The sequence below is a fragment of the Streptomyces sp. NPDC093591 genome, from assembly GCF_044764885.1.
Lineage (GTDB): Bacteria > Actinomycetota > Actinomycetes > Streptomycetales > Streptomycetaceae > Streptomyces.
The window spans coordinates 230,471-255,403 of record NZ_JBIWIY010000004.1 but is presented as its reverse complement, the minus strand read 5'-3'; the positions used below and the strand labels follow the sequence as shown (position 1 = coordinate 255,403).

The window sequence follows — 24,933 nt, the reverse complement described above, 5'->3', positions numbered from 1 at the left end:
GCGGTCATCCGAGGCGGGTGCCGTTCTCCACCAGCCTCACCGGTCGGTGAGTGGCGGCCGAGGTGCTCGCCGCGACGCCCACGAGCACGCTGCGGATGCCGTCGCGGTATCCCGCCTGCCGACCCAGGGGGTCCCGGGCGGGGCCGCGGAAGACGTCGTCGAGGAGCAGCCGGTCCCCGCCGCCATGTCCGCCGCCGTCGCCTTCGCCCTCCAGGGTGATCTCCTCACGCGGGGACCAGTGCCGTTGCAGGGTGAGTCGTTCCCACGCTCCTTCGGCGTGCTCCTTGTCCCGCGCCGAGGGGTCGACGGCGGCGTGTGGCGGCGTCCAGGCGCGTTCGCAGACCTCCAACTCGGCCCGGCCCTCGGTGCCGTTCACCGCCACGCGGTACCCCTCGAAGGGTGCGTGGGCGTGCAGCGAGTAGGTCAGCATCGCGCGGTTGTCGTAGCGGACCAGCACCGCCATGGTGTCGTCGATGGTCACTCCGTCCCCGAACACGTCCTGGTCCCGCCGGTAGCCGTCCTCGTGCTCGGCGTCGAGGTAGAGCCGCGCGAGCCGTTCGTCGCGGGACATGTCCAGCAGGAAGGGGTCGGTGGCGGCCGAGGGCGCGCCGGTGCCGCGCGCCGGCCGCGGACCCAGGCCTCGTCCGCGGGCGTTCTCACTGCCGTAGAAGAGCAGGTCCGCCTGGGCGAAGACCAGTTCGGGATCGGCGTCCAGCCACCAGTTCACCAGGTCGAAGTGGTGGGTGGACTTGTGCACCAGCAGCCCGCCGGAGCGGGCCCGGTCCCGATGCCAGCGCCGGAAGTAGTCCGCGCCGTGGAGCGTGTCCAGCACCCACTCGAAGTGGACGGAGGTCACCTCGCCGACGGCGCCGTCGGCGAGGAGTCGCCGCAGCGCCGTATTCCTCGGCGAATAGCGGTAGTTGAAGGTGACGATGGTCCGGGCGGTGCTGCGCTCGGCCGCGGCCGCGATCGCCGCGCAGCCCGCCGCGTCGGTGGTGAGCGGCTTCTCCACCACGACGTCCACCCCGGCGTCGAGGGCGGCGCACACATAGTGGGCGTGGGTGGCGTCCACAGAGGTCACCACCACCGCGTCGGCACCCTCCAGCATCGCGGTGAAGCCGTCCGGGCCGAAGCACGGCACGGGCCTGCGGCCCGTCGCGGCGATGCGCTGGTTGTAGAAGTCCATCCGGGTCCGGTTGACGTCGCACAGCGCGACGATCTCTCCGGTGTCGCTCCAGTCACCGAGCAGCGCGTCGACGTACATCTGCGCGCGGTGGCCGAGCCCGACGACGGCGTAGCGGCGTTTCCCGGACGATTCCACAGGCGATTCCACAGGCGGCTCCTCAAACGCGGGTCTTCGGGTTCAGGCGGTTCACGCCACGTACGCCGGGCGTCAGCGGTGCGGGGCGCTCAGCCGAGCGTGCTGTTCGCCTCCTCCAGGAACCCCTCGGCGGCGTCCTGCGGGGTCTTGTTGCCGGAGATGACGTCCTGGCCGTAGCGCTTCAGCATGTCCGGGATGTCGGCGGCACCGTCCGGATAGGCCGAGGGCGGGTCGGCCAGCCGGTCGCGGACCTTGTCGACGAAGTCGAGCGACGCCTGGTCGGCCGCGGGCAGGTCGCTCCGGATCTCGTCGAGGACCTTGCTGTTCATCGGCAGGCCACGGTCGCTGCCCAGGATCTTGCCGGCCCGCGGGTCGTTGACGAGGAAGTCGATGAGCTTGCCGGCCGCCTGCCGCTGCTCGCTGTGCGCACTGGCGGCCCAGAACATCGCCGGCTGGAGGAACATGCCGCTGCTCGACGCCCCCGGTGCCTGCGGCATCTGCAGCAGCTCGATCTTCTCGCCGGAGGCGACGCTGGCGGCGCTGAGCTGGTTGGTCCAGAACATCCCCATGCCGCCCTTGTTGGTGCCGATGAGGGACTGCTCGATGCTGTTGGCGTCCAGCTCGTTGCTGAGGGCGGCGTCGGGGGAGCCCTTGCTCTTGATCATGTCCACGTTGAGCTGGTACCAGTCGGCGAGGGTGCCGGCCGAGACGCCTATCTTGCCGTTGTCGTAGAGCGATTCGCCGCGCTGGGAAGCGAAGGCGGTCAGGTAGGCGTCGTTGAAGTTGATCTGGGTGCCGTGGATGCCGCTGCCGCCCGCCTTGGTGAGTCGGCTGCTGACGTCCTCGTAGTCCTTCCAGGTCCAGGACGCGTCATCGGGCAGGCTCACCCCCGCCTTCTCGAAGACGGAGGTGTTGGCCATCAAGGCCCAGGCGTTGGCGCCGGTGGGGATGGCGTACTGGGTGTCCTCCACGGCGCCGCTGGCGAGCAGCTTCGGATCGAGATCACCGGTGTTCACGAGCCCTTTCAGATCGGCGAGCGTGTTCTTGCGGGCGAACTCGCCGAGCTTGCGGATCTCGATGGCGAAGACGTCCGGGGCGTCCCCGGCGGCCACCTTGGTGGTCAACTGGTCGTAGTAGGAAGTCCAGTCGGAGTACGACGACTTCACCGTGATGTCCGGATTCTGCTTCTCGAAGACGTCGATGGCCTGCTCAGTGATCTTGTGGCGGCTGGCCTCACCCCACCAGCTGACCTTGAGCGTGACCTTGCCGTCGTCGCCGGACCCCGAGTCGCCTCCGCAGGCGGCGGTGGCGGTCAGGGCGCCGGTGGCCGCGAGTGCCGCGCAGAGTCTTGCCGTCCTCTTTCGATGAAGCACGGGAATCTCTCCTTCGGTGCGTACCGGGTGGGCGGAATCAGCGGGTGCGGAATTGCCGGGTGCGGAATTGCTGGGCTATTTCAGGCCGGTGACGGCGACCCCGCGGACCAGGTATTTCTGGCCCGCCAGGAAGAAACCGAAGATGGGGCCGAGGGAGAGCACCGACATCGCGAACATCGGCCCCCAGGCGGATTGGCCCGACGAGTCGAGGAAGGTGCGCAGGGCCACCGGCGCGGTGTGCTTGTCCGGATCGGTCAGGAAGATCAGCTGGCTGAGGAAGTCGTTCCAGGTCCAGATGAAAGTGAAGATGGCGGTGGTGGCCAGTGCCGGCAGTGACAGCGGCATGATGATCCGGCTGAAGATGCGCCAGTGGCCGGCCCCGTCGATCCGCGCGGCCTCGTCCAGGTCGCGCGGCAGTGTCCGGATGAACTGCACCATCAGGAAGACGAAGAAGGCGTCGGTGGCGAGGAACTTCGGGACGATCAGCGGGTAGAACGTGTTGATCCAGTCCAGCTGCTTGAAGAGGATGTACTGCGGGACGATCACCACCTGCAGGGGCAGCATGATGGAGCCCAGCATGAGCGCGAACCACAAGCGCTTCAGCGGGAACTCCATGCGCGCGAAGGCGTACGCGGCCAGCGAGCAGGCGGCCAGGTTCCCCAGTACGGCGCCGCCCGTGATGATCAGTGAGTTGACCAGGTAGTGGCTGAAGGGGCTGCTGAGCGCGTTCCAGCCGTCGGTGAAGTTCTCTCCCGTGACACTGCTGGGAATCAGTCCCTGCTCGCGGAAGATGAGCCCCTCCGGTTTGAGGGAGCTGGAGACCATCCACAGCAGCGGATAGAGCATCACCAGGCCGAAGAGGATCAGGCCGAGGTGGATCAGGAGCTTCTTCCCCCGAAGCGCGAGCAATGCCCTGGCCAGCAGCGTGTCGTTCAGCCCGGCCGGGGAGGCCTTTTCGGTTTTCACCTCAGTTGTCACCGTAGAACACCCAATACTTCGACATCAGGAAGTTCAGTGCGGTCAGGCAGGCGATGATGATGACCAAGAACCAGGCCATCGCCGAGGCGTAGCCCATTTCGAAGGAGTTGAAGCCCTTGGTGTACACGTACATCGTGTAGAAGAGCGTCGAGTCCGAGGGACTTCCGTTTCCGCCGCTGACCACGAACGCCTGGGTGAAGGACTGGAAGGCGCCGATCAGTTGCAGAATCAGGTTGAAGAAGATGACGGGGGTCAGCAGCGGCATCGTGATGTGGAAGAACTGCCGCACCTTGCCCGCTCCGTCGATTCCGGCCGCCTCGTAGTAGCTGACCGGGATCTGCCGCAGCCCGGCCAGGAAGATCACCATGGGTGAGCCGAAGGTCCACACGTTCAGCACGATGAGCGTGCCCAGCGCGGTGGACGGGTCGCCGATCCAGCTGTGCCCGTCGACGCCGAACAGACCGAGGAAGTGGTTGAAGAGGCCGTCGTCCCCGAAGACCTTCCGCCACAGGATCGCGATGGCCACGCTGCTGCCGAGCAGCGAGGGCAGGTAGTACACCGAGCGGTAGACGGCGAGGCCACGCACACCCCGGTCCAGCACCAGCGCCAGCAGCAGCGCGAAGGCCAGTTGCAGGGGCACCGAGACGAAGACATAGATCGTGGTGTTTCGCAACGCCTTCAGGAACCGCGGGTCGTCGCTGAACATCCGGGTGTAGTTGTCCAGGCCGATCCAGTCCGAGCCGCCGATGAGGCTGTAGTCCGTGAACGACAGATAGAGAGACGCCAGCAGCGGCCCCGCGGTGATGAACAGCAGCCCGCCGAACCACGGCGTCAGGAAGAGGTACGCGGCGAGCGCCTCTCTGCGTCGCCGCCGCCTGCGTGCCCGGTCGGCCTCCTGCGCACTCGCGGAGCGCCGCCCGTCGCCCGGCGCCTCCTCCGGGCGCGGACGCACCTGAGTGCCGGTCATGCAAGCCTCCTGACATCGAGCGTGGGGCGGATGACTCAAGGGCGCATGTCATATATGGCGTATGAAGTACGTCGTATGGCGTCGCAACGTAGAACCGTCCGAGGCAACCGTCAACACCGCGCGCTGCGATTCGTCGGTGGTGGCCGCTGAGGAATGCGGTTGCCGCGTACGGCAGTTGGGGGCGGCCGGGGCGGCGTCCGACGCTCTCGGAGCCTGCGCGTACGCTCAGTCGGGCATCTCGTACGCCATATATGACATGCGCTGTACGTGCTCGTGCAGGTTGACCCCGGCGACCCCCTCATCCGACCTCAGCGCCGGGCCAGCGCCAGCACGCTCAGGCCGAACATCAGGACGCCCAGGGGGAGATGGACCGACGGTACGTGCGCGATGCCGACCACGACCTGGACCGAGGCGAGCGCGAGGAAACCCGACGCGTGCCAGACGGGCCGGGGCGAGCCGCCGCCCGGCTTCCACGCCAGCACCGCCGCGAGCACGTACAGCATCGACGCCCCGTACATCACCCGGGCGCCGACACTGTGCAGCATCTCCCCGTACGACGAGGTCAGCAGCAGTCCGGCGGAGACCGCCTGAAGGAAGATGGTCAGGGTCTGCAGGGCGATCGCGATCCGCAGGAGGGAGGCGCTGCGCTGTGCGTTCGCCGTCGCTGTCACCTGAGTGGCCATGTCACGGTCCCCTTTTCCCGTATTCGGGCAGTAGATCGATAAGGTCTCACCAGCCCGACGACGCGGGCCTGCGAAAGGTAAGGCGAGGGGGCGGCCGGAAGCATGGGGACTGTCGGGGCCGGCACGGATGAGATAGCCGGCGAGCAACGCCAACTGATCAATGTCGCTTACCGGTTGCTCGGTTCCGTGACCGAGGCCGAGGACGCCGTACAGGACGCCTACGCACGCTGGTACGCGCTGCCCCGCAGCCGGCAGGAGGAGATCCTGTCTCCCGGCGCCTGGCTGACGACGGTGACCAGCCGCATCTGCCTGGACCTGCTCGGCTCGGCGCGGGCCCGCCGTGAACGCTATGTCGGCGCGTGGCTGCCCGAGCCGCTGCCCGACCGCACCGAGTGGGACCACGCGGGCGGCGCCGGCCCCACCGGCCCTGTGGACCCCGCCGACCAGATCGTGCTGGACGAGTCGGTGTCCATGGCGTTCCTCGTCGTCCTGGAGTCGATGACGCCCGCCGAGCGGGTGGCGTTCGTCCTGCACGACGTCTTCCGGTACCCGTTCGCCGAGATCGCCGAGATCCTCGGCCGGACTCCAGCCGCCTGCAAGCAGCTGGCGGCCTCCGCCCGGCGGCGGGTGAGCGTCGCGCGTGATCCGGTGACGGCGACCGGCCGGGCCGACATGGTGAGGCACGTCAAAGAGGCGTGGGAGACCAAGGACATCGCCACCCTCGTCGGTCTCCTCGACCCGGCCGCCGTGATGACCGCCGACGGCGGCGGCATGGTCGGTGCCGTCCTGCGCCCGGTCGAGGGCGGCGCGCGCATCGCCCATTACATGGTCGCCATCGCCGACAAGGCTCCGGGACTCGAACTCCTGGAGCGGTCGGTCAACGGTGTGCCGGGTCTGGTCGCCCAGCGGGCCGGCGTCGTCATGACCGTGGCCTCGTTCGACGTCTCGGACGGGCTCGTCACCCGCATCTGGGCGGTCCGCAACCCGGAGAAGCTGCGGCCGTGGGCACGGGAGAACTAGCCGGCCCTCGCTCGGCGAGCGCGCAGTCGCCGCCGGGGAGAGGAGCGAACCTGTGCTCCACACCCAACCGTTGGGCGCCCAGCGCCGGTGCCGTGGCGCTCTCCGGCGTGTCCAGGCCGTTCCGTACGGGAAGGATTCGCGAGGCCACGGACCGGGGTGGGGGCTGTCGCAGGCCTCCGCCGGAAACCATCCGAATTCCCGCCACGCACACCGCAAACCTCCGGCAACCAGTGAAAGGACTCGATGAGGATGTCGAGAAGGCCCGAGACGGGCGCCACCATCAACAACCCCGTGATCCCGGGCTTCTACCCGGATCCGAGCATCTGCCGGGCGGGCGAGGAGTACTACCTCGCGTGCTCCAGCTTCGAATACTTCCCCGGCGTGCCCGTCTTCCACAGCCGGGACCTGGTGCACTGGACCCAGATCGGCAACGCCCTCGACCGGCCGGGTCAACTGCGCCTGCCGCCCGACACCAACTCCTCCGGCGGGCTCTACGCACCCACCCTGCGCTACCACGACGGCCGCTTCTGGCTGATCGTCACGAACGTGAGCGGCGACGGCAATGTGCTGTTCACGGCCACCGACCCGGCCGGCCCCTGGTCCGATCCGATCAGGCTGCCCGGCGTGCACGGCATCGACCCGGATCTCGCCTGGGACGACGACGGCAACTGCTGGTGCACCGTCGCGGGAGTCAGCCAGGTCCGCATCGATCCCCACACCGGGCAGACCCTCGGTGAGCCACGGCGGCTGTGGTCCGGCGCTCCCGGAGCCAAGGCCCCGGAGGCTCCGCACCTGTACCACATCGGCGACTACTGGTACCTGCTCATCGCCGAGGGCGGCACCGAGCGGTGCCACGGCGTCTCGATCGCCCGCGGCCGCACGCCGGGCGGGCCGTTCGAGCCCTGCCCGGCCAACCCGGTCCTGACCCACCGGGGCACCGACAACCCCATCCAGAACACCGGCCACGGGGACCTGGTGCAGGGGCCGGACGGTTCGTGGTGGATGGTGTTCCTCGGAGTCCGACCGCGGGGCGGCACGCCGGGCTGGCACGTACTCGGCCGGGAGACCTTCCTGGCTCCGGTGACCTGGGTCGACGACTGGCCGGTCGTCGGCGAGGTCGCATCCGCGATGGCAGCGCCCCCATGGCCGCTGCGAGAGCCTGCCGTCGTGCCGGTCCGGGACGACTTCGACCTCAGTGAACTCGGCCCCGGCTGGATCTCGCCCCGCTCCCGGCCCGCGCAGAGCTGCACCACGAAGGAACGGTCCGGCTGGCTGAGCCTGCGCGCCCGAGGGGAGTCGCTCGACGATCCCGACGTCACGTTCGTCGGTCGCCGCCAGCAGCATCTCTCCTGCCGCACACGGGTTCTGGTCGACCCGGCCGAAGGAAGCGGCGGCGTGGCCGTCCGACTCGACGAGCAGCACCACTACGAGATCGAGGCGACGCCCGGCCAGGTGCGGGTCCTCGCCCGCATCGGCCCCCTGCGATCAGTGGTGGCATCCCACCCCACGGCCGCCGGACCGCTGGTGCTCAGGATCGAGATGGCCGCCACTCGGCAGGTCACCGACGCGCGCCAGGGACCGGACACCGTCACCCTCGGCGTGGAGGATGCGCAGGGCACGTTCGTCGAGCTGGCGGCGCTCGACGGCCGCTACCTGTCCACCGAGGTCGCCGGCGGCTTCACCGGCCGGGTGATCGGCATGTACGCCTCGGCCGGAACCGTCCACTTCGACTGGTTCGACTACGAGCCGCGCGAGGACTGAAACCCGAACTGCCGGGCTCCCGACCGTCATTGCCCGTCCGCGACGCCGTGGTCCTCACCGAGGACGAACGGGCCACGCTCCTGTCCTGGTCCCGCAGCCGCACCTGCTCCCAGGCCCGGGCCCTGCGGGCGCGCATCGTGCTGGCGTGCGCGGACGAGCCCACGAACACGGCCGTGGCCGGGCGTCTCGGGGTGTCCCGGGACATGGTCGGCAAGTGGCGCGCCCGCTTCCTCGCCGAGCGGCTGGACGGCCTGGACGAGCAGCCCCGGCCCGGGCGGCCTCCCACGGCCGACGACGACACCGTGGCGCACGTCCTGGTCCGCACCCTGACCCCACCGCCGTCGGGTGCGAGGCAATGCTGGTCGACGCGTTCGATGGCCGCCGAGACCGGTCTGAGCCAGAGCACGGTGAACCGCATCTGGCGGACCTACCGCGTACAGCCCGGCGCACGTGCCGCGGTCGGGCCCCGCCGGGCCTGGTCCCTGCCCGCCCACGCCGAGGAGGTGGTGGGACTGTTCCCCCGACGCCCCCGAAGGCGTCTCGCGCCAGCGGCTGTGGCACATCCGGGCCCGCCAGGTCGTCCTGGCGACCGGCGCGCACGAGCGTCCGCTGACCTTCGCCGGCAACGACCGGCCCGGGGTCATGCTCGCCGCGGCAGTCCACACCTACCTCAACCGGTACGCCGTGGCGCCGGGCTCCCGGGCCGTGGTCGCCACCACCAACGACAGCGCCTACGACACGGTCGCCGACCTGCACGCCGCCGGCATCGACATCGCCGCGGTCGTGGACGCACGCCCCGAGCTGTCCCACCGGGCCGCCGAAGTGGCGGTGGCGACCGGGGTGCGGGTCCTGACCGGCAGTGCGGTGGTCGACACCGCGGGGGACCGCAGGCTCACCGGCGTCGCCGTCCAGGCCCTCGACGCCGACGGTCAACTCACCGGCGCTCCACAGTCGCTCGACTGCGACCTGCTCGCCGTCTCGGGCGGCTGGAGCCCGGTGGTCCACCTGCACAGCCAGCGTCAGGGGCGGCTGCGCTGGGACGAGGAGCTGGTCGCCTTCGTGCCCGATGGCGCCGTACGCGACCAGCAGGTCGTCGGTGCGGCCCGGGGGACCTACGACCTCGACGGCTGCCTGGCCGAGGGAGCGCGGGCCGGTGCGCGGGCCGCGACCGACGCCGGGTTCCCGGTGCCCGTACCCTCGCCCGGCGATGTCCGGTCCGCGGGCCCGGCGCGTGCCCTCTGGCTGGTCCCCGCCCCCGACGGCGAACCCGGCACCTGGGACACCCACTTCGTCGACCTGCAACGCGATGTCACCGTCGCCGACGTCCGGCGCTCCACCGGCGCCGGCATGCGCGGCGTCGAGCACGTCAAGCGCTACACCTCGCTCGGCACGGCCAACGACCAGGGCAAGACCTCCGGCGTCAACGCGATCGGCGTGATCGCCGAGGCGCTCGGCGCGGGCGGGGCGCCCGGCGAGATCGGCACCACGGCCTACCGGGCGCCGTACACGCCCGTGGCCTTCGCCGCCCTGGCCGGACGGGAGCGCGGCGAGCTGTTCGACCCGGAGCGCACCACCTCCCTCCACAGCTGGCATGTCGCGCACGGGGCGTTGTTCGAGGACGTCGGACAGTGGAAGCGCCCCTGGTACTTCCCCCAGCCCGGTGAGGACATGGACACGGCCGTGGCCCGCGAGTGCAGGGCGGCCCGCGAAGGGGTGGCGTTCATGGACGCCTCCACCCTCGGCAAGATCGAGATCTGGGGCGCGGACGCGGGCGAGTTCCTCGACCGCATCTACACCAACGCCTTCAAGAAGCTCAAGCCCGGCATGGCCCGCTACGGCGTCATGTGCAAGCCGGACGGCATGATCTTCGACGACGGTGTGACCCTCCGCCTCGACGACAACCGCTACTTCATGACCACCACGACCGGCGGCGCCGCCGGAGTGCTGGACTGGCTGGAGGAGTGGCTGCAGACCGAGTGGCCCGAACTCGACGTGCACTGCACCTCGGTGACCGAGCAGTGGACGACGATCGCCGTCGTCGGCCCCAAGTCGCGCGAGGTCGTCGCCCGGCTCGCCCCCGACGTCGACCTGTCCGCCGAGGCGTTCCCCTTCATGGCCTTCCGCGAGACCACCCTGGCCTCCGGCATCCCGGCCCGCATCTGCCGGATCTCCTTCTCCGGCGAACTCGCCTACGAGATCAACGTCTCCGCCTGGTACGGCCTGACCGTCTGGGAGCAGGTGTGGCAGGCCGGACAGCCGTACGGCATCACCCCGTACGGCACCGAGACCATGCACGTGCTGCGGGCCGAGAAGGGCTACATCATCGTCGGCCAGGACACCGACGACACCGTCACCCCGCAGGACGCGGGCATGTCCTGGGTGGTCTCCAAGGCGAAGGACTTCGTCGGCAAGCGGTCCTACTCCCGCGCCGACACCGCCCGCACCGACCGCAAGCAACTGGTCGGCCTGCTGCCGAGCGACCGCACGACCCGGCTGCCCGAGGGCACCCAACTCGTCGCGCCCGACGCCGACTTGCAGACGGTGCCCGTGCCGATGCTCGGCCACGTCACCTCCAGCTACCACAGTCCGGCCCTCGGCCGCCCCTTCGCCCTCGCCCTCGTCGCCGACGGGCAGACACGGAAGGGCCAGACCCTGCTCGCCCCGGTGGGCGAGGAACTGGTGCCCGTCGAGGTGACCGACTTCGTCCTCTACGACCCCGAAGGGACCAAGCGCGATGGCTGAGCCGACGATCGACGCACGGGTGAGCCCGTTGGCGCACATGGAAGAGCGGATGCGCGCCGCCGCCGTCACCGGCGCGCGCGGCGTCGCGCTGACCGAGTGGCCGTTCCTCACCATGGTCGACCTCCGGGCCGACCCAGCTTCCGAAGCGGCCGACCGCATCGCGAAGGTGCTGCGAGCGCCGCTCCCCGGGCGGTGCGGCCAGACCACCTCGTTCGGCCCCCACACGGTCCTGTGGCTCGGCCCGGACGAGTGGCTCGTGCTGTCCCAGGCCGAAGTGGCCGCGGTGACCGACGAGTTGCGAGAGGCGCTCGACGGCGACCCGGGCTCGGTCGTGGACGTCTCCGCGAACCGCACCACGCTGGAGCTGAGCGGCCCGGCCGCCCGGCAGGTGCTGGAGAAGGGCTGCCCGCTGGACCTGCATCCGCGGTCCTTCGCACCCGGCCAGGCCGTCTCGACCACGGTGGGGCCCATCGCCGTACTGCTCTGGCAGGCCGACGACACGCCCACCTACCGGCTGTTCCCACGGTCCTCGTTCGCCGACTACCTGGCGCGCTGGCTCATCGACGCGATGAGCGAGTACCGGGGCCCGGAGGTGCCCTGACGGGGGCCGAGCGTGACGCCCCCGCCGAGGGCACCTGCAAGGAGGCCGCAGCGGCCTCGCCGTCAACGTCGTCGATTGCTCACACCATGACTCAGATCCCGGCTCCCGCCGCGTCCCCCGCTCACCCGCCCGCCGACGGCCCCGCCGCGGCGCAGGTCGAGCACGTGCTCACCGTCGACTGTCCCGAGGCTCCCGGCATCGTCCATGCCGTCTCGCGGTACCTGGTCGAGCACGGCTGCGACATCATCGACAACCAGCAGTTCGGCGACCGCCGCGTCGGCCACTTCTTCATGCGGGTGCGCTTCGCCACCCTCGGCGGCGAGGACATCACCCAGACCCTGCGCCGCGACTTCGCCGCCGTGGCCGAGCCCTTCGCCATGCGGTGGCATCTGGAACCGGTGAGCACCCGGCGCCGGGTCCTGGTCATGGTGTCGCGCTACGGGCACTGCCTGAACGATCTGCTCTTCCGCACGCGCAGCGGCGACCTGCCCATCGACGTGGTGGCGGTGGTCTCCAACCACCGCGACCACGAGGAACTCGTCGCCTGGCACGGCATCCCGTTCTTCCACGTGCCGGTCACCGCCGCGACCAAACCGGAGGCCGAAGCGCGACTGCTGGAGATCGTCGACTCCTTCGACGTCGACCTGGTCGTGCTGGCGCGGTACATGCAGGTGCTCTCCGACGACATGTGCGGGCGCCTGTCCGGCCGGATGATCAACATCCACCACTCGTTCCTGCCGAGCTTCAAGGGCGCCAAGCCGTACCACCAGGCGCACGAGCGCGGCGTCAAGCTCGTCGGGGCGACAGCGCACTACGTCACGGCCGATCTCGACGAGGGCCCGATCATCGCCCAGGAGGTCATCGACGTCGACCACAGCCACACCCCCGAGGACCTCGCGGCCATCGGCCGCGACGCGGAGTCGGCGGCACTGGCCCGAGCGGTCTGCTGGCACTGCCAAGGCAGGGTGTTCGTCCTGGGCAGGCGCACGGTGGTCCTCCGCTGACGGTCACCCGTCCGGAACCCCTCACCGTGCGGGCCGTCAGCGCGTCGCTGACGCTGGTCCTCCACGCCACAGAGGTCCGGACGTGAGCGGAAGCGATGCGCGATGTCGATCAGCAGATGGTGCCGCGGCGCTCTGCTCGCCGCGCTCGCCGTGAGCACCGGCTGCGGCGCTCCGGGCGGACGCGGCGAGGACGCCGCCGCGGCCGCCACCGGATTCACGGACGCGTTGCGACAGGGGGACGGCGGACAGGCGTGCGCTCTGCTGGCGCCCCGCACCCTCGAGGAACTGGAGAAGTCCGAGCGGACGCCGTGCGACCGGGCGGTGACCCAGGAACAGCTGCCGGCCGGTGACGTGGTGCGGAAAGTGGACGTGTACGGCGATCAGGCCCGGGTGGTCCTCGCCGACGACACGCTGTTCCTGGCCCATTTCTCGGCCGGCTGGAAGGTGACCGCCGCCGGATGCACGCCCCGTCCGGAGCAGCCGTACGACTGCCAGGTCAAGGGTGGGTGAGGGCCGGTGCGGACCATGTTCACCCTGTGCCTGGTCTGCGTGATCGGCGGACTGGCCTACTTCATGACGGTGGGGCTGACGCACCGATGACGACGGGAGAGGAAGACCGGAGAGGGACGACGGGAGAGGGCGGCAGGACAGGCCGGCGGGAGGTGACCACGCCATGCGTCGCTTTCTGCGTGAGAACGGCCTGAGCCTCGCCTTCGGCACCGGTTTCCTGCTGAGCCTGTTCGGACAGACGATCGCGGGTCACGCCGACTTCAACAACCGGCTGGTCAGCGACGGAATGGAGCCCATCGGCATCGGCTCCTACCTCACCTCGTCGGACTTCGCCGTCGACGTGACGGAGAACTGGCAGTCCGAGTACCTGCAGTTCTTCCTCTACATCTTCGTCACCGTCTGGCTCCTCCAGCGCGGCTCCCCGGAGTCCAAGGAACTGGACAGGGCAGGCCCGGAGTCCGACGAGGACCAGCTCGTGGGGGAGCACGCCCCCGCCGACGCCCCACGCTGGGCACGTGCCCGTGGCTGGCGGCTGGCGGTGTACTCGCGGTCCCTGGGCCTGGTGATGGGGGCGGTGTTCCTGATGTCCTGGCTCGCCCAGTCCGTCACCGGCACGGCCGCCTACAACGAAGAGCAACTGCGCGGCCTGCAGGCCCCGGTCACCTGGGCCCAGTACCTCACCTGCGCCGACTTCTGGAACCGCACCCTGCAGAACTGGCAGTCCGAGCTGCTGGCGGTCGCGTCGATGGTCGTCCTGTCGATCTACCTGCGCCAGCGCGGCTCCCCGGAGTCCAAGCCCGTCGGCGCCGCGCACACCGCGACCGGCGTGGAGGGATGACGAGCCGGAGCGCGGCCCCCTCTCCCATGCGGCACAGTGGCAGTATGTGCGGCCGCTACGCCTCCACCCGCAGCCCTCAGGACCTCGCCCAGCTGTTCCAGGTGTCCGACTGGCATCCGGAGGAAACCCTCGCGCCCAGCTGGAACGTGGCCCCGACCGACGAGGTGTGGGCCGTCCTGGAGCGCACGCCACGCGGCGCCGCCGAGGACGAGCCGCCCCGGCGCCGGCTGCGGCCCCTGCGCTGGGGACTGGTGCCCTCGTGGGCGAAGGACGTGAAGATCGGCGCGCGGTTGATCAACGCCCGGGTGGAAACGGTGCACGAGAAGCCCGCCTTCCGCCGCGCGTTCGCCGAACGCCGCTGCCTGCTGCCGGCCGACGGCTTCTACGAGTGGGACGAGGTCAAGGACCGGACGTCGGGCAAGGTCCGCAAGCAGCCCTACTTCATCCACCCGCAGGACGGCGAGGTGATGGCGCTGGCGGGTCTGTACGAGTTCTGGCGCGATCCGGAGATCAAGAACTCCGACGACCCGGCCGCCTGGCTGCTGACCTGCACCATCATCACCACCGAGGCCACCGACGCCGCAGGCCGCATCCACCCCCGTATGCCCCTCGCGCTCACCCCCGACCACTACGACGCCTGGCTCGACCCCCGTCACCGGGCCACCGACGACCTGCGCACCCTGCTCACCCCACCGGCAGACGGCCACCTGGATGCCCGCCCCGTCTCTCCCGCCGTGAACAGCGTCCGCAACAACGGGCCCCAGCTCCTGGACGAGGTCCCCGCCCCCTGAGCGGAGCAGGGCATAGGTGAGTTCTCGGTAAGGGTTGCTCCTGCGGACGCCCGAGAGGCGCTTTTGACATCCGTTTTCATCTAGCGTGGGGCCGAAGCCGGGACGGACGGAGCTCGGCGGACCATTCGCCGTGCCCCGGAGGTATCCATGCCCGCGTTCTCGTCCCGACGTCTCGCCCCGGTGATGACCGGCGCCTGCCTGATCCTCCTGGCGGGCTGCGGCAGTTCGTCGGACTCCACAAGCGGCACCGGCGCCGCGCAGAGCCCCGCCGCGGCCTCCGTGATCCCGGTGGTGGCCTCGACGGACGTCTACGGGAGCATCGCCGAGCGGATAGGCGGCGGGAAGGTGGCGGTCACCTCGATCATCAGCGACCCCGACCAGGACCCGCACTCCTACGAGGCCAACACCCAGAACCAGTTGGCGCTGTCCAAGGCGAAGGTCGTCATCGAGAACGGCGGCGGCTACGACGACTTCATCGACCGCATGCTGAAGACGGGCGGCAACTCGTCCGCCCAGGTGATCAACGCGGTCAAGGTCTCCGGCAAGGGCGCCCCGGCGGGCGGGGAGCTCAACGAGCATGTCTGGTACGACTTCCCCACGGTCGCCAAGCTCGCCGACCGCATCGCCACCGCCCTGGCCAAGGCCGACCCGGACGACGCCGCCACCTTCACCAAGCACGCCAAGGACTTCGAGGAGAAGCTGAAGCCCCTGGAGCAGAAGGAAGCCGAGATCAAGGCCGACCACGGCGGCGAGGCCGTGGCCATCACCGAGCCCGTGCCGCTGTACATGATCGAGGCGAGCGGACTGAAGAACGCGACGCCCGCCGCGTTCAGCGAAGCCATCGAAGAAGGCGACGACGTCTCCGCGAGGACCCTGCGGGACACCTTGGCGCTGTTCACCGGCAAGAAGGTCAAGGCGCTGGTCTACAACGAACAGACCTCCGGCCCGCAGACCGAGAAGGCCGAGCAGGCGGCCAAGGCGGCCGGGATTCCGGTCGTCCCCGTGACGGAGACCCTGCCCAAGGGCGAGGACTACCTCGGCTGGATGACCGCCAACGTCGACGCCCTCGCGAACGCGCTGGCCAAGTGAGGCGCCCCGGCCCCTTTGACCCGCGCACGGACACAGCGGTGATCAGCCTGCGCGCGGCGGCCCTCTCCTACGGCGAACGCGTGCTGTGGCGGGACCTCGATCTCGACGTACGGCCGGGGGAGTTCCTGGCCGTGCTCGGCCCCAACGGATCGGGCAAGACCAGCCTCGTACGCGCCCTGCTGGGCGGGCGCCGGCTGTCGGCCGGCACGCTGACGGTCCTGGGCCGTCCGCCCCGGTCCGGCAGCCGGCACATCGGCTACGTCCCCCAGCAGGGAACCCTGTCCGCACACGCCATGCTGCGCGCCCGGGACCTGGTCCGCTTCGGCATCGACGGGCACGGCTTCGGACCCCGGCTGCGCACCGGCGCCGTACGCCGCCGCGTGGACGAGATCCTCGCCTCGGTCGGCGCCACCGCGTACGCGGACGTCCCCGTCGGCCTGCTCTCCGGCGGCGAACGCCAGCGCGTACGCATCGGACAGGCACTGGCCACCGACCCCCGCATCCTGTTGTGCGACGAGCCACTGCTCTCCCTCGACCTGCACCACCAGCGGGCCGTGACGGAACTGGTGGACGCCCGGCGCCGCTCCCACGGCACGGCGGTGGTCTTCGTGACCCACGAGATCAACCCCGTGCTTGGGCTGGTGGACCGCGTGCTGTACCTCGCCCGCGGCGGATTCCGGGTCGGCACACCCGACGAGGTGCTGACCTCCGAGGCGCTGTCGCAGCTGTACGTCACGCCGGTCGACGTCATCCGCGTCCGGGACCGGATCACGGTCGTGGGCGCGCCCGACGAGGTGGCGCGGCCGCCGCATCACCCCGAACAGCAGCACGGAGTACGGTCATGAACCTCGCCGACGGGATCTGGCGGCAGATCTTCGACTTCGACAACTACGGCGAACTGCTCGCCCTGGTCCGCAACTCCCTGATCGCCGGCGTCGCGCTCGGCCTGGTCGGCGGTCTGGTGGGGGTCTTCGTGATCATGCGGGACCTGCCGTTCGCGGTGCACGGGATCAGCGAGCTGTCGTTCGCCGGTGCCTCGGCCGCGCTGCTGCTGGACGCGAACATCGTGGCCGGCTCGATCGTCGGTTCCCTGATCGCGGCCGGAGCCATCGGCCTGCTCGGTTCGCGTGCCCGGGACCGCAACTCGGTGATCGGCATCATCATGCCGTTCGGCCTCGGCCTGGGTGTGCTCTTCCTCGCCCTGTACAAGGGGCGGGCGGCGAACAAGTTCGGCCTGCTCACCGGGCAGATCGTCGCCGTCGACACCCCGCAGATGTCCTGGCTGCTCGGCACCTCGGCCGTGGTGCTGGTGGCGCTGGCGGTCATGTGGCGGCCGCTCGCCTTCGCCAGCGCCGACCCGGAAGTGGCCGAGGCACGGGGGGTGCCCGTACGAGGGCTGTCGTTCGCCTTCATGATCGTGCTGGGGCTCGCGGTCGCGCTGTCCGTGCAGATCGTCGGGGCGTTGCTGGTCCTCACCCTGGTCGTCACGCCCGCGGCCGCCGCGGCCCGGATCACGGCCTCACCGGTGCTTCTGCCGACGCTGAGCGTGGTGTTCGCGGTGGCCTCGATCGAGGGCGGAATCCTGCTGGCCCTGGGCAGCAGCGTCCCCATCAGCCCGTACGTCACCACGATCTCGTTCACGATCTACCTCTTGTGCAGGGCGGTGGGAAGGTACCGGGCACGGCGGTGGGGAGCCGCGCGAGCCGCTGTCTGACATGAGGTCCTGCGCTTTCGGGCTCTCGATATGAAGACATGAAGGGGTCTTCATCTATTCCTGTATCGTGCCCTGCATGACTTCCACGCTCACCTCGCCCTCGGCCGACCGAGCCGTGTCCGCACGGCCCGGCACCGTCCCCCGGCGGCGTACGCGGCTCCTCGCGCTGCCCGAGGTCCGCTGGGCCGCCGCGGCCACCGTGCTGTTCCTGCTCGCGCTGCCCCTGCAGTTCGCCGGAGCACCCGCCTGGACCTGGGGGCCGCTGTACGCGCTGTCGTACGTCACCGGCGGCTGGGAGCCGGGCTGGGAGGGGCTCAAGGCGCTCAAGGACAAGACCCTCGACGTCGATCTGCTGATGGTCGTCGCCGCGCTCGGCGCCGCCTCGATCGGGCAGGTGATGGACGGCGCCCTGCTGATCGTCATCTTCGCGACCTCGGGCGCCCTGGAGGCGCTCGCCACCGCCCGCACCGCAGACTCGGTACGCGGACTGCTCGACCTCGCCCCCGCCACCGCCACCCGCATCGGCCCCGACGGCACCGAACAGACCGTCCCCGTCGAGGAGTTGGCGGTCGGCGACACCGTCCTCGTGCGGCCCGGCGAGCGCGTCGGAGCCGACGGCCGCGTGCTGGACGGCGCCAGTGAGGTGGACCAGGCGACCATCACCGGCGAACCGCTCCCCGCGGCGAAGGCGCCCGGCGACGAGGTGTTCGCCGGCACCCTCAACGGCACCGGCGCGCTGCGCGTCCGCGTCGAACGCGATGCCTCCGACTCCGTGATCGCCCGGATCGTGCGGATGGTGCAGGAGGCGTCCGAGACGAAGGCCCCCACCCAGCTGTTCATCGAGAAGGTCGAACAGCGCTACTCGCTGGGCATGGTGGCCGCGACGCTCGCCGTGTTCGGTGTCCCGCTCGCCTTCGGCGAGGCGTTCTCCGACGCGCTGCTGCGTGCCATGACGTTCATGATCGTGGCCTCGCCGTGCGCGGTGGTCCTGGCCACCATGCCGCCCCTGCTGTCGGCCATCGCCAACGCCGGCCGGCACGGCGTCCTGGTGAAGTCGGCGGTGGCGATGGAACGCCTCGGCCAGGTCGACGCCGTCGCGCTGGACAAGACCGGAACCCTCACCGAGGGCACGCCGCGCGTCACCGACGTACGGCCGCTGCCCGGATGCGGGCTGGACGAGGAGGCGTTGCTGACGCTCGCCGCGGCCGCCGAGCACCCCAGCGAACACCCGCTGGCCCGGGCCGTCGTGGCCGCGGCCCAGGAGCGCCGACTGGAGCTGCCCACCGCGCAGGACTTCGCCTCCACGCCCGGCGTCGGGGTACGGGCCCTCGTCGCGGGGCGCACGGTCGAGGTGGGTGCCCCGGCCCGCCTGCTCGACGCCGTCGACGGCGACGGCAGCCCGGTCGCCGCGCTCGCCGAGGAGCTGGAACAGTCCGGCCGTACCGCCGTCCTCGTGGTCGTCGACGGTGCCCCCGCCGGAGTGCTCGGCATCGCGGACCGGCTGCGTCCCGACGCCGCCGCCACCGTCGCCTCCCTCACCGCACTCACCGGCACCGCCCCGGTGCTGCTCACCGGCGACAACCCCAGGGCCGCCGCCCGTCTGGCCGCCGAGGCCGGCATCGAGGACGTGCGGGCCGGGCTGCTGCCGCAGGACAAGACGGGCGCGGTCAAGGAGTGGGAGGGCGCGGGCCGCAAGGTGATGGTCGTCGGGGACGGCGTCAACGACGCTCCCGCCCTGGCCGCCGCCCATGTCGGCGTCGCCATGGGCCGGGCGGGCTCCGACCTCGCCCTGGAGACCGCCGACGCGGTGATCGTCCGCGACGAACTCGCCGCCGTCCCCGCCACCGTCGCCCTCTCCCGCCGGGCCCGGAAGCTGGTCGTGCAGAACCTCGTCATCGCCGGTGTGTTCATCGCCGGCCTCGTCACCTGGGACCTGGTCGGCACCCTTCCGCTGCCGCTCGGCGTCGCGGGCCACGAGGGCTCCACGGTCCTCGTCGGCCTGAACGGCCTGCGCCTGCTGCGCGAGGCGGCCTGGCAGCGGGCGGCGACCGACGCGACCGGCGGAGGCGCCGGCTGACGAGCGTCGGTGTTGGTCGGCTCCTTTGGATCAGTCGCAGCGACCGCCGGCCGCAGGGGAATTCCGGCCGCCGCCGGAGGTGAGAGGGCCCCCGTCGGGGGGGGGGCAGAGAGCCGTTGGCGTCCGGGCGCTGTCGGAGGAGGCCCGTCAGTGCCCCGGCGCCGGGCCGCTGCTGCGACGGATCACGAGGTCCACCGGGACCAGGGAGTCGACCCGGAGCGGCTCGGCGGAGCCGTCGAGCCGCTCCAGCAGCAGGCGCAGCGAACGCGTGCCGATCTCGGCGAAGTCCGTGCGTACGGTCGTCAGCGGGGGCAGGAAGTGCGCGGCCTCGGGGATGTCGTCGTAGCCCACCACGCTGACGTCGTCGGGTACCGAGCGCCCGGCTTCGTGCAGGGCGTGCAGCAGGCCGAGGGCCATCTGGTCGTTGGAGGCGAACACGGCCGTGACGTCCGGGCGCCGGGCCAGCTGTCGGCCCAGCTCGTAGCCGGAGTCGGCGCTCCAGTCGCCGATCAGCGGGGCCGGGACCTCGGCGCCGGCCGCCTCCAGACACGCCTGCCAACTGCCCGTGCGGTAGTCGGCGGAGGTCCAGCCGGTCGGGCCCGCGAGGTGCCAGACGGTGCGGTGGCCGAGCCCCAGCAGATGTTCCGTGGCCTTGCGGGCGCCGGTCCGGGAGTCGCCGGTGACCTGCTGGGTGTCGGCGTCGAGGCCGTTCTCCAGCACGACCAGCGGGGTGTCGAGGCGGGTGTCCGCCAGTGCCTTGCCCGCCCACAGCTGCGGCGCGATGGCGAGCACGCCGTCCGCGCCCTCGGCCGACAGCCGGTTCACCGCCTCGACCACGGTGTCGGGCTCGGCGGTGTCCAGCGCGATCGAGCTCAGCAGGTAACCGGCCTCCTGGGCCGCGGTGTTGATCGCGGTGAGGATGGAGGCGGGACCATAGCGGGCGGCGTCGAAGGAGATCACGCCGAGCATCCGGGTCTTCCCGCTGGCCAGCGACCTGGCACTGCGGCTCGGCCGGTAGCCCAGCGTCCGCATGGCCGCCAGAACCGTCTCGCGGGTCTCGGGCCGCACCGACGGATGGTCGTTGAGGACGCGCGAGACGGTCTGCTTGGAGACACCGGCCAGCCTGGCCACGTCGTCCATCACCGGACGCGAGCCCGCGAAGTTCCGTCTGCTGCGCCCCCTCGGAGCGGTGCCGTCGGCGGAGCTGCGGGTCATGATGGCTGTTTCCTCGACGTCGGCACGGCGGTGGTGTCCCGCCCCGGCAGACCCCCAGCATAGGCAGGCCCGCGGGGCGAGACTCTGGACGGGCGCGGCTCAGGCCGCAGACCGGACCGCCCACGTCCGGCTGCTGATCCACTCGGCACGTGTCACGGCAGCCGTCCGCGCCGCCTCCCTGGCGTCCTGCGGCACGTCCACCCTGGCGTCGGGGTGCAGCGGGAGGATCCGCACCCGCAGCACCGCTCCCGTCGGGAGCCGCCCGATGTCCCAGACCCGCCCCGAGAAGAACTGGTCGGCGACCAGGGCGTTCCCCACGTACGCCCGCCCCACGTCCCCGCTCCAGTGCAGCCGCAGCACGGCCCCCGCCGGGAGGTCCTCCGGTACGTCGACGCGGTACTCGGTGGCCACCGTGTCGAAGTACTTGTCGGCGGGCACGCTCGCCCGCTTCAGCACGCCCGTCGAGGGCTCGGGCGCCGGACCGGCGGGCCGGACGAGGGCGGCCGGCACCGCGCAGCCCTCACCCTCCACGCCGCCGCCCCCGACGGTGTAGCGGACGAACACCCCGTCCGCCTCGCCGGCCACCGTCCGACCGTCGACCACCAGCGCATGTTCCGGCGCGGGCAGCACGGCGAACGACGGCCGTACCGCAGTGCTGTGGACCCGTACCTCGTCGCGGTCGAAGACGACTCCGTCCGCGCACAGCACCAGCCGCTCGGCGCCCCACGCCTCGCCCCGGTAGACGGTACGAGCCGTCGCCGCGTCCAGCACCAGCAGACCGACCCGCCGGCCGTCCACCGCCTCCACCTCGGCCAGCGCGTCGGTGCCGGGCCGCAGCCCGGTCACCAGGATCCGCCCGTCGGCCTCGGCGACCTGCCCGGACGGCGCCCTCACCGACTTCACCGTGCCCGCGTCCAGGGCGAGTTCGGGCGCGATGCCGTCGGTGGCGGCCAGCACCAGGAGCGAACGGCCGCCCGAGCCGACCGTGCACACCGGTTGCGCGGTCGCCCACTCCAGCCGCACACCCGCGACGTCGAGCCGCAACGGCCAGCAGAAGTAGGCGCCCGCGGGCACCGACACCGGCGAGCTGGGCAGCGTCAACGTCCCTGCCTCGCCCGGGAATTCGACCGTGAACGAGGTGTCCGGGCGGTCGGGCAGGGGCTCGTGCGGCTGGTGGTTGTTGACGAACAGAAAGCCCGAGGTGCCGTCCGCGCGCACCGCCCAGCGCAGCGTGTCCCGGTCGTACTGGCCCTCAGGCCGGTCCTGCGGCAGCACGGACTCCATCGGGGCGATGAGGTGGCCGAAGTCCGCCAACAGCAGGTGCTGGAGGCGTAGTTCGTCGTACGAGGGGCGGTACTGGCCGTACTCGCCGAGCGGTGCCTGGAAGTCGTACGTCAGGACGGGCAGGTCGTTGGGGTAGCCCGTGGCGTGGGACTCCTGGAGTGGGGTCAGCTCCCCGGCCGGATTCGTGCCGCCGTGGAACATGTAGTAGCCCTGCCACACCGAGCCGCAGCCGATCTTGGTGAGCCCGAGCGCGCCGATGTCGGCGGCGTCCACACGCGGCCGCCGGTGGTAGGCCACCGCCATGCCGCCGCCCAACTCACAGGTGGCCCAGGGGAATCGGCCCGCGAAGGCGTCCGGAGCGCCGCCCCGGACGGTGGCCGGCCGCAGATCGGCGCCGATGCCCTCGTCGTCCCGCTGGTGGGTGAAGAAGAAGTGCTTGCGGCAGGTGTCGGGCCAGCCGCCGTCCGCCTCGGTCCAGAAGGCCTCGCAGTAGCCGCCGTACAGCGGGAGCAGTTCGTCGCCCGGGAGCTGGACGCCGCCCCACGCGGTCGACGTCCACACCGGTGCGCTCAGGCCGGCCTCCTGGGCGAGGCGCTTCAACGTCCGCAGGTGGCCGGGCTGGTCGTAGAGCTCGTTCTCGATCTGGATCGCGATGATCGGGCCGCCGTGGCCGCGGTCGAGGCCGCGCAGCTGCTCGGCGACGGCCGCGAACCAGCCGCGCACCGGCTCCAGGTACGCCGGGTCGTCGGTGCGAGGTGTGCAGTCGCGGGCCGACAGCCAGTCGGGCAGGCCGCCGTTGCGGACCTCCGCGTGGGACCAGGGGCCGATGCGCGGGATGAAGTCCAGGCCGTGGCGGGCGCACAGTTCGGCGAAGCGGCGCAGGTCGCGGTCGCCGTCGAAGCGGACGCGGCCCTCGATCTCCTCGTGGTGGATCCAGATGACGTAGGAGGCCACGGCGGTCACGCCGCCCGCCTTCATCTTCAGCAGTTCCTCCTCCCACTCCCCGGCCCGGTAGCGGGAGTAGTGGAACTCGCCGGAGACCGGGAACCAGGGGCGGCCGCCGCGGGTGAGCCAGCGGCTGGTCACCTCGACCGGGTCGGTGACGCCGGGCGCGTCGGCGAACGGGAGGTGACCCGTCAGCGGGGGAGCGGCGGGTGTGGGGATGCGCAGGCGGTGCGGGCGGGTCACCACGTGTTCTCCGGTCCGAGGTCGGCGGTGTCCGTGAGCTGGACGCGGGTGGCGGTGGTGGCGTGCAGTTCCAGGACGACGAGGTCGTTCGTGCCCGGGCGCAGGACCGGGGCGGGGACGTACAGGGTGTGCTGCGGGCCCCGGTTCCAGTAGCGGCCGAGGTGGAAGCCGTTGATCCAGGCCTGGCCCTTGGTCCAGCCCGGCAGGGCGAGGAAGGTGTCCGCCGGGCTGTCGACGTCGAAGGTGCCGTGGTGGAAGGCGGGTTCGGCGGCCGTGGTCGCCTCGGACGGCTCGAACCGCACGGCGTCCAGGGTGTCGAGGGGCAGCGGGTGGCAGTCCCAGCCGCGCAGCGCCGTGCCGTGGAAGGAGACAGGGCCGAGGAGGCCCTTGGGAGCGCCGATGCGGGGACCGTAGTTGACGCCGCCCATGTTCTCGACGAGCACCTCTAGCGTGGCGCCGGGGCGCGGGACGCGTACGGGGAGGGTCTCGTCCTGGCGTTCGCGTTCGAGGACGCCGACGGGGGCGCCGTCGACGAAGACCTGGGCGCGGTCGCCGACACCGCCCGCGAAGTGCAGCAGGCCGTCACCCGCCGCCTCGAAGGTGGTGCGGTAGAGGGCGTAACCGGTCTGCACGTCCAGCTCGTTCATCGTGGCCGGGTCGTCGGTGCGGACCGGCTCGGCGAGGGCGGACGCGTGGGGGAGGAGCGCGGCCCGGCGGTCCAACTCCACTGTGGTGACCGGGAGTTTGGGCGCGGGGGTGGGCGCGGGCTCGGCGGGTACCGGCGCGTGGCGGGCGATGACCTCGCGGAAGGCGTGGTACTTGGGGCCGGGGTCGCCGCACTCGGTGAGGGCCGCGTCGTAGTCGTAGGATGTGACGGTGGGCTCGTAGGCGTGCTTGTGGTTGGCGCCGTTGGTGAAGCCGAAGTTGGTGCCGCCGTGGAACATGTAGATGTTGACCGAGGCGCCCGCGAACAGCAGACGGTCCAGGTCGGCGGCGGCGTCGGCGGCGTCGCGCACATGGTGGGGCCCGCCCCAGTGGTCGAACCACCCGATCCAGAACTCCGCGCACATCAGGGGGCCCTCGGGCTGGTGCCTGCGCAGCTCCGCCAGGTTCTGGGCGACCCGGCTGCCGAAGGTGGCCGTCGCCAGGACACCGGGCAGGCCGCCGGCCGCCAGGTGCTCGGGGTTGGCCTGGTCGCACGTGAAGAGCAGCTCCTCGACGCCCCGGGAGCGGAAGGCCTGTTCGAGGTGCTTGAGGTAGGCGGAGTCGTCGCCGTAGGCCCCGTACTCGTTCTCCACCTGCACGGCGATCACCGGACCGCCCGCCGCGGCCATGTACGGCAGCAGCGGGGGCAGCAGCGCGTCGAGATAGCGGTCGATGGCCTCGGTGAAACGCGGGTCGCTGGTGCGCAGCCGGATGTCGTGGTCGGCGACCAGCCACGCCGGCAGACCGCCGTCGTCCCACTCGGCGCAGATGAACGGACCCGGTCGCAGCAGGACGTGCAGGCCCTCGTCGCGGGCCAGGCGCAGATAGCGGGGCAGGTCGAGGAAGCCGTCGAGGACGAGCGGGCCGTCCGGATCGGGCTGGTGGAGGTTCCACGGTACGTACGTCTCCACCGAGTTGAGTCCCATGAGGCGGGCCTTGCGCAGTCGGTCGGCCCACTGGTCGGGGTGGATCCGGAAGTAGTGCATGGCGCCGGAGATGATCCGCCACGGCTCGCCGTGCAGCAGAAAACCGTCGGGTGACGTCGTCAGAGCGGACATACGGAAGCTTCCCT

20 protein-coding genes and 1 pseudogene are annotated in these 24,933 nt (G+C 71.2%); 13 read left to right on the top strand and 8 right to left on the bottom strand.

Annotated features, from left to right (window positions below):
- Positions 1 to 4: 4 nt before the first annotated feature.
- The 5 genes from ACIREI_RS10585 to ACIREI_RS10565 all read right to left on the bottom strand — a co-directional run bounded on the left by ACIREI_RS10585 (position 5) and on the right by ACIREI_RS10565 (position 5,322).
- A complete protein-coding gene (locus ACIREI_RS10585) occupies positions 5 to 1,333 on the bottom strand; it encodes a Gfo/Idh/MocA family protein (RefSeq protein ID WP_403330066.1) in 1,329 nt (442 codons plus the stop codon).
- A gap of 77 nt (positions 1,334 to 1,410) precedes the next feature.
- Complete coding sequence (locus ACIREI_RS10580) at positions 1,411 to 2,694, bottom strand: ABC transporter substrate-binding protein (RefSeq protein ID WP_403330064.1); 1,284 nt, start codon at positions 2,692 to 2,694, stop codon at positions 1,411 to 1,413.
- A 75-nt stretch (positions 2,695 to 2,769) separates the two neighbouring features.
- Positions 2,770 to 3,660, bottom strand: a complete 891-nt coding sequence (locus tag ACIREI_RS10575; RefSeq protein ID WP_403330061.1) for a carbohydrate ABC transporter permease — start codon at positions 3,658 to 3,660, stop codon at positions 2,770 to 2,772.
- 1 nt (position 3,661) lies between these two features.
- Complete coding sequence (locus ACIREI_RS10570) at positions 3,662 to 4,639, bottom strand: carbohydrate ABC transporter permease (protein ID WP_403330058.1); 978 nt, start codon at positions 4,637 to 4,639, stop codon at positions 3,662 to 3,664.
- Between the two features lie 308 nt (positions 4,640 to 4,947).
- Positions 4,948 to 5,322: a hypothetical protein gene (locus ACIREI_RS10565; RefSeq protein WP_403330055.1), complete on the bottom strand. Its 375-nt coding sequence runs from the start codon at positions 5,320 to 5,322 to the stop codon at positions 4,948 to 4,950.
- 102 nt (positions 5,323 to 5,424) lie between these two features.
- Here ACIREI_RS10565 and sigJ point away from each other — a divergent pair, with 102 nt between their 5' ends.
- The 13 genes and pseudogenes from sigJ to ACIREI_RS10500 all read left to right on the top strand — a co-directional run bounded on the left by sigJ (position 5,425) and on the right by ACIREI_RS10500 (position 19,469).
- Positions 5,425 to 6,342: an RNA polymerase sigma factor SigJ gene (sigJ, locus tag ACIREI_RS10560; RefSeq protein WP_403330052.1), complete on the top strand. Its 918-nt coding sequence runs from the start codon at positions 5,425 to 5,427 to the stop codon at positions 6,340 to 6,342.
- A gap of 249 nt (positions 6,343 to 6,591) precedes the next feature.
- Positions 6,592 to 8,103, top strand: a complete 1,512-nt coding sequence (locus ACIREI_RS10555) for a glycoside hydrolase family 43 protein (RefSeq protein ID WP_403330049.1) — start codon at positions 6,592 to 6,594, stop codon at positions 8,101 to 8,103.
- Between the two features lie 47 nt (positions 8,104 to 8,150).
- Positions 8,151 to 8,465: pseudogene (locus tag ACIREI_RS10550) on the top strand (helix-turn-helix domain-containing protein); the annotation flags it as partial.
- An 88-nt stretch (positions 8,466 to 8,553) separates the two neighbouring features.
- Positions 8,554 to 10,845 (top strand): glycine cleavage T C-terminal barrel domain-containing protein, encoded by a 2,292-nt coding sequence (locus ACIREI_RS10545; protein ID WP_403330047.1) that lies wholly within the window; start codon positions 8,554 to 8,556, stop codon positions 10,843 to 10,845.
- Positions 10,838 to 11,446 (top strand): sarcosine oxidase subunit gamma, encoded by a 609-nt coding sequence (locus ACIREI_RS10540; RefSeq protein WP_403330044.1) that lies wholly within the window; start codon positions 10,838 to 10,840, stop codon positions 11,444 to 11,446. The genes ACIREI_RS10545 and ACIREI_RS10540 overlap by 8 nt, the downstream gene beginning before the upstream one ends.
- Before the next feature lie 86 nt (positions 11,447 to 11,532).
- On the top strand, positions 11,533 to 12,450 hold the full coding sequence (gene purU, locus ACIREI_RS10535) for a formyltetrahydrofolate deformylase (RefSeq protein ID WP_403330041.1): 918 nt from the start codon (positions 11,533 to 11,535) through the stop codon (positions 12,448 to 12,450).
- Between the two features lie 102 nt (positions 12,451 to 12,552).
- Complete coding sequence (locus tag ACIREI_RS10530; RefSeq protein ID WP_403330038.1) at positions 12,553 to 12,960, top strand: hypothetical protein; 408 nt, start codon at positions 12,553 to 12,555, stop codon at positions 12,958 to 12,960.
- Between the two features lie 163 nt (positions 12,961 to 13,123).
- A complete protein-coding gene (locus ACIREI_RS10525) occupies positions 13,124 to 13,798 on the top strand; it encodes a DUF6766 family protein (protein WP_403330035.1) in 675 nt (224 codons plus the stop codon).
- A gap of 44 nt (positions 13,799 to 13,842) precedes the next feature.
- Complete coding sequence (locus tag ACIREI_RS10520) at positions 13,843 to 14,589, top strand: SOS response-associated peptidase (RefSeq protein WP_403330033.1); 747 nt, start codon at positions 13,843 to 13,845, stop codon at positions 14,587 to 14,589.
- A 147-nt stretch (positions 14,590 to 14,736) separates the two neighbouring features.
- A complete protein-coding gene (locus ACIREI_RS10515; protein WP_403330030.1) occupies positions 14,737 to 15,678 on the top strand; it encodes a metal ABC transporter solute-binding protein, Zn/Mn family in 942 nt (313 codons plus the stop codon).
- Positions 15,679 to 15,716: 38 nt separating this feature from the next.
- Positions 15,717 to 16,523: a metal ABC transporter ATP-binding protein gene (locus ACIREI_RS10510; RefSeq protein WP_403330027.1), complete on the top strand. Its 807-nt coding sequence runs from the start codon at positions 15,717 to 15,719 to the stop codon at positions 16,521 to 16,523.
- The gene (locus tag ACIREI_RS10505) at positions 16,520 to 17,392 is read left to right on the top strand and encodes a metal ABC transporter permease (protein WP_403330024.1); all 873 of its coding nucleotides are present in this window, start codon (positions 16,520 to 16,522) and stop codon (positions 17,390 to 17,392) included. Before ACIREI_RS10510 ends, ACIREI_RS10505 begins: the two co-directional genes overlap by 4 nt.
- A 76-nt stretch (positions 17,393 to 17,468) precedes the next feature.
- Complete coding sequence (locus ACIREI_RS10500; RefSeq protein ID WP_403330021.1) at positions 17,469 to 19,469, top strand: heavy metal translocating P-type ATPase; 2,001 nt, start codon at positions 17,469 to 17,471, stop codon at positions 19,467 to 19,469.
- Between the two features lie 147 nt (positions 19,470 to 19,616).
- Here the strand turns inward: ACIREI_RS10500 and ACIREI_RS10495 are convergent, their stop codons facing one another.
- The 3 genes from ACIREI_RS10495 to ACIREI_RS10485 form a co-directional block, all read right to left on the bottom strand.
- Complete coding sequence (locus ACIREI_RS10495; protein WP_403330018.1) at positions 19,617 to 20,684, bottom strand: LacI family DNA-binding transcriptional regulator; 1,068 nt, start codon at positions 20,682 to 20,684, stop codon at positions 19,617 to 19,619.
- A 99-nt stretch (positions 20,685 to 20,783) separates the two neighbouring features.
- On the bottom strand, positions 20,784 to 23,156 hold the full coding sequence (locus ACIREI_RS10490; RefSeq protein WP_403330015.1) for a beta-galactosidase: 2,373 nt from the start codon (positions 23,154 to 23,156) through the stop codon (positions 20,784 to 20,786).
- Complete coding sequence (locus ACIREI_RS10485; protein WP_403330012.1) at positions 23,153 to 24,919, bottom strand: beta-galactosidase; 1,767 nt, start codon at positions 24,917 to 24,919, stop codon at positions 23,153 to 23,155. Before ACIREI_RS10485 ends, ACIREI_RS10490 begins: the two co-directional genes overlap by 4 nt.
- Between the last annotated feature and the right edge of the window lie 14 nt (positions 24,920 to 24,933).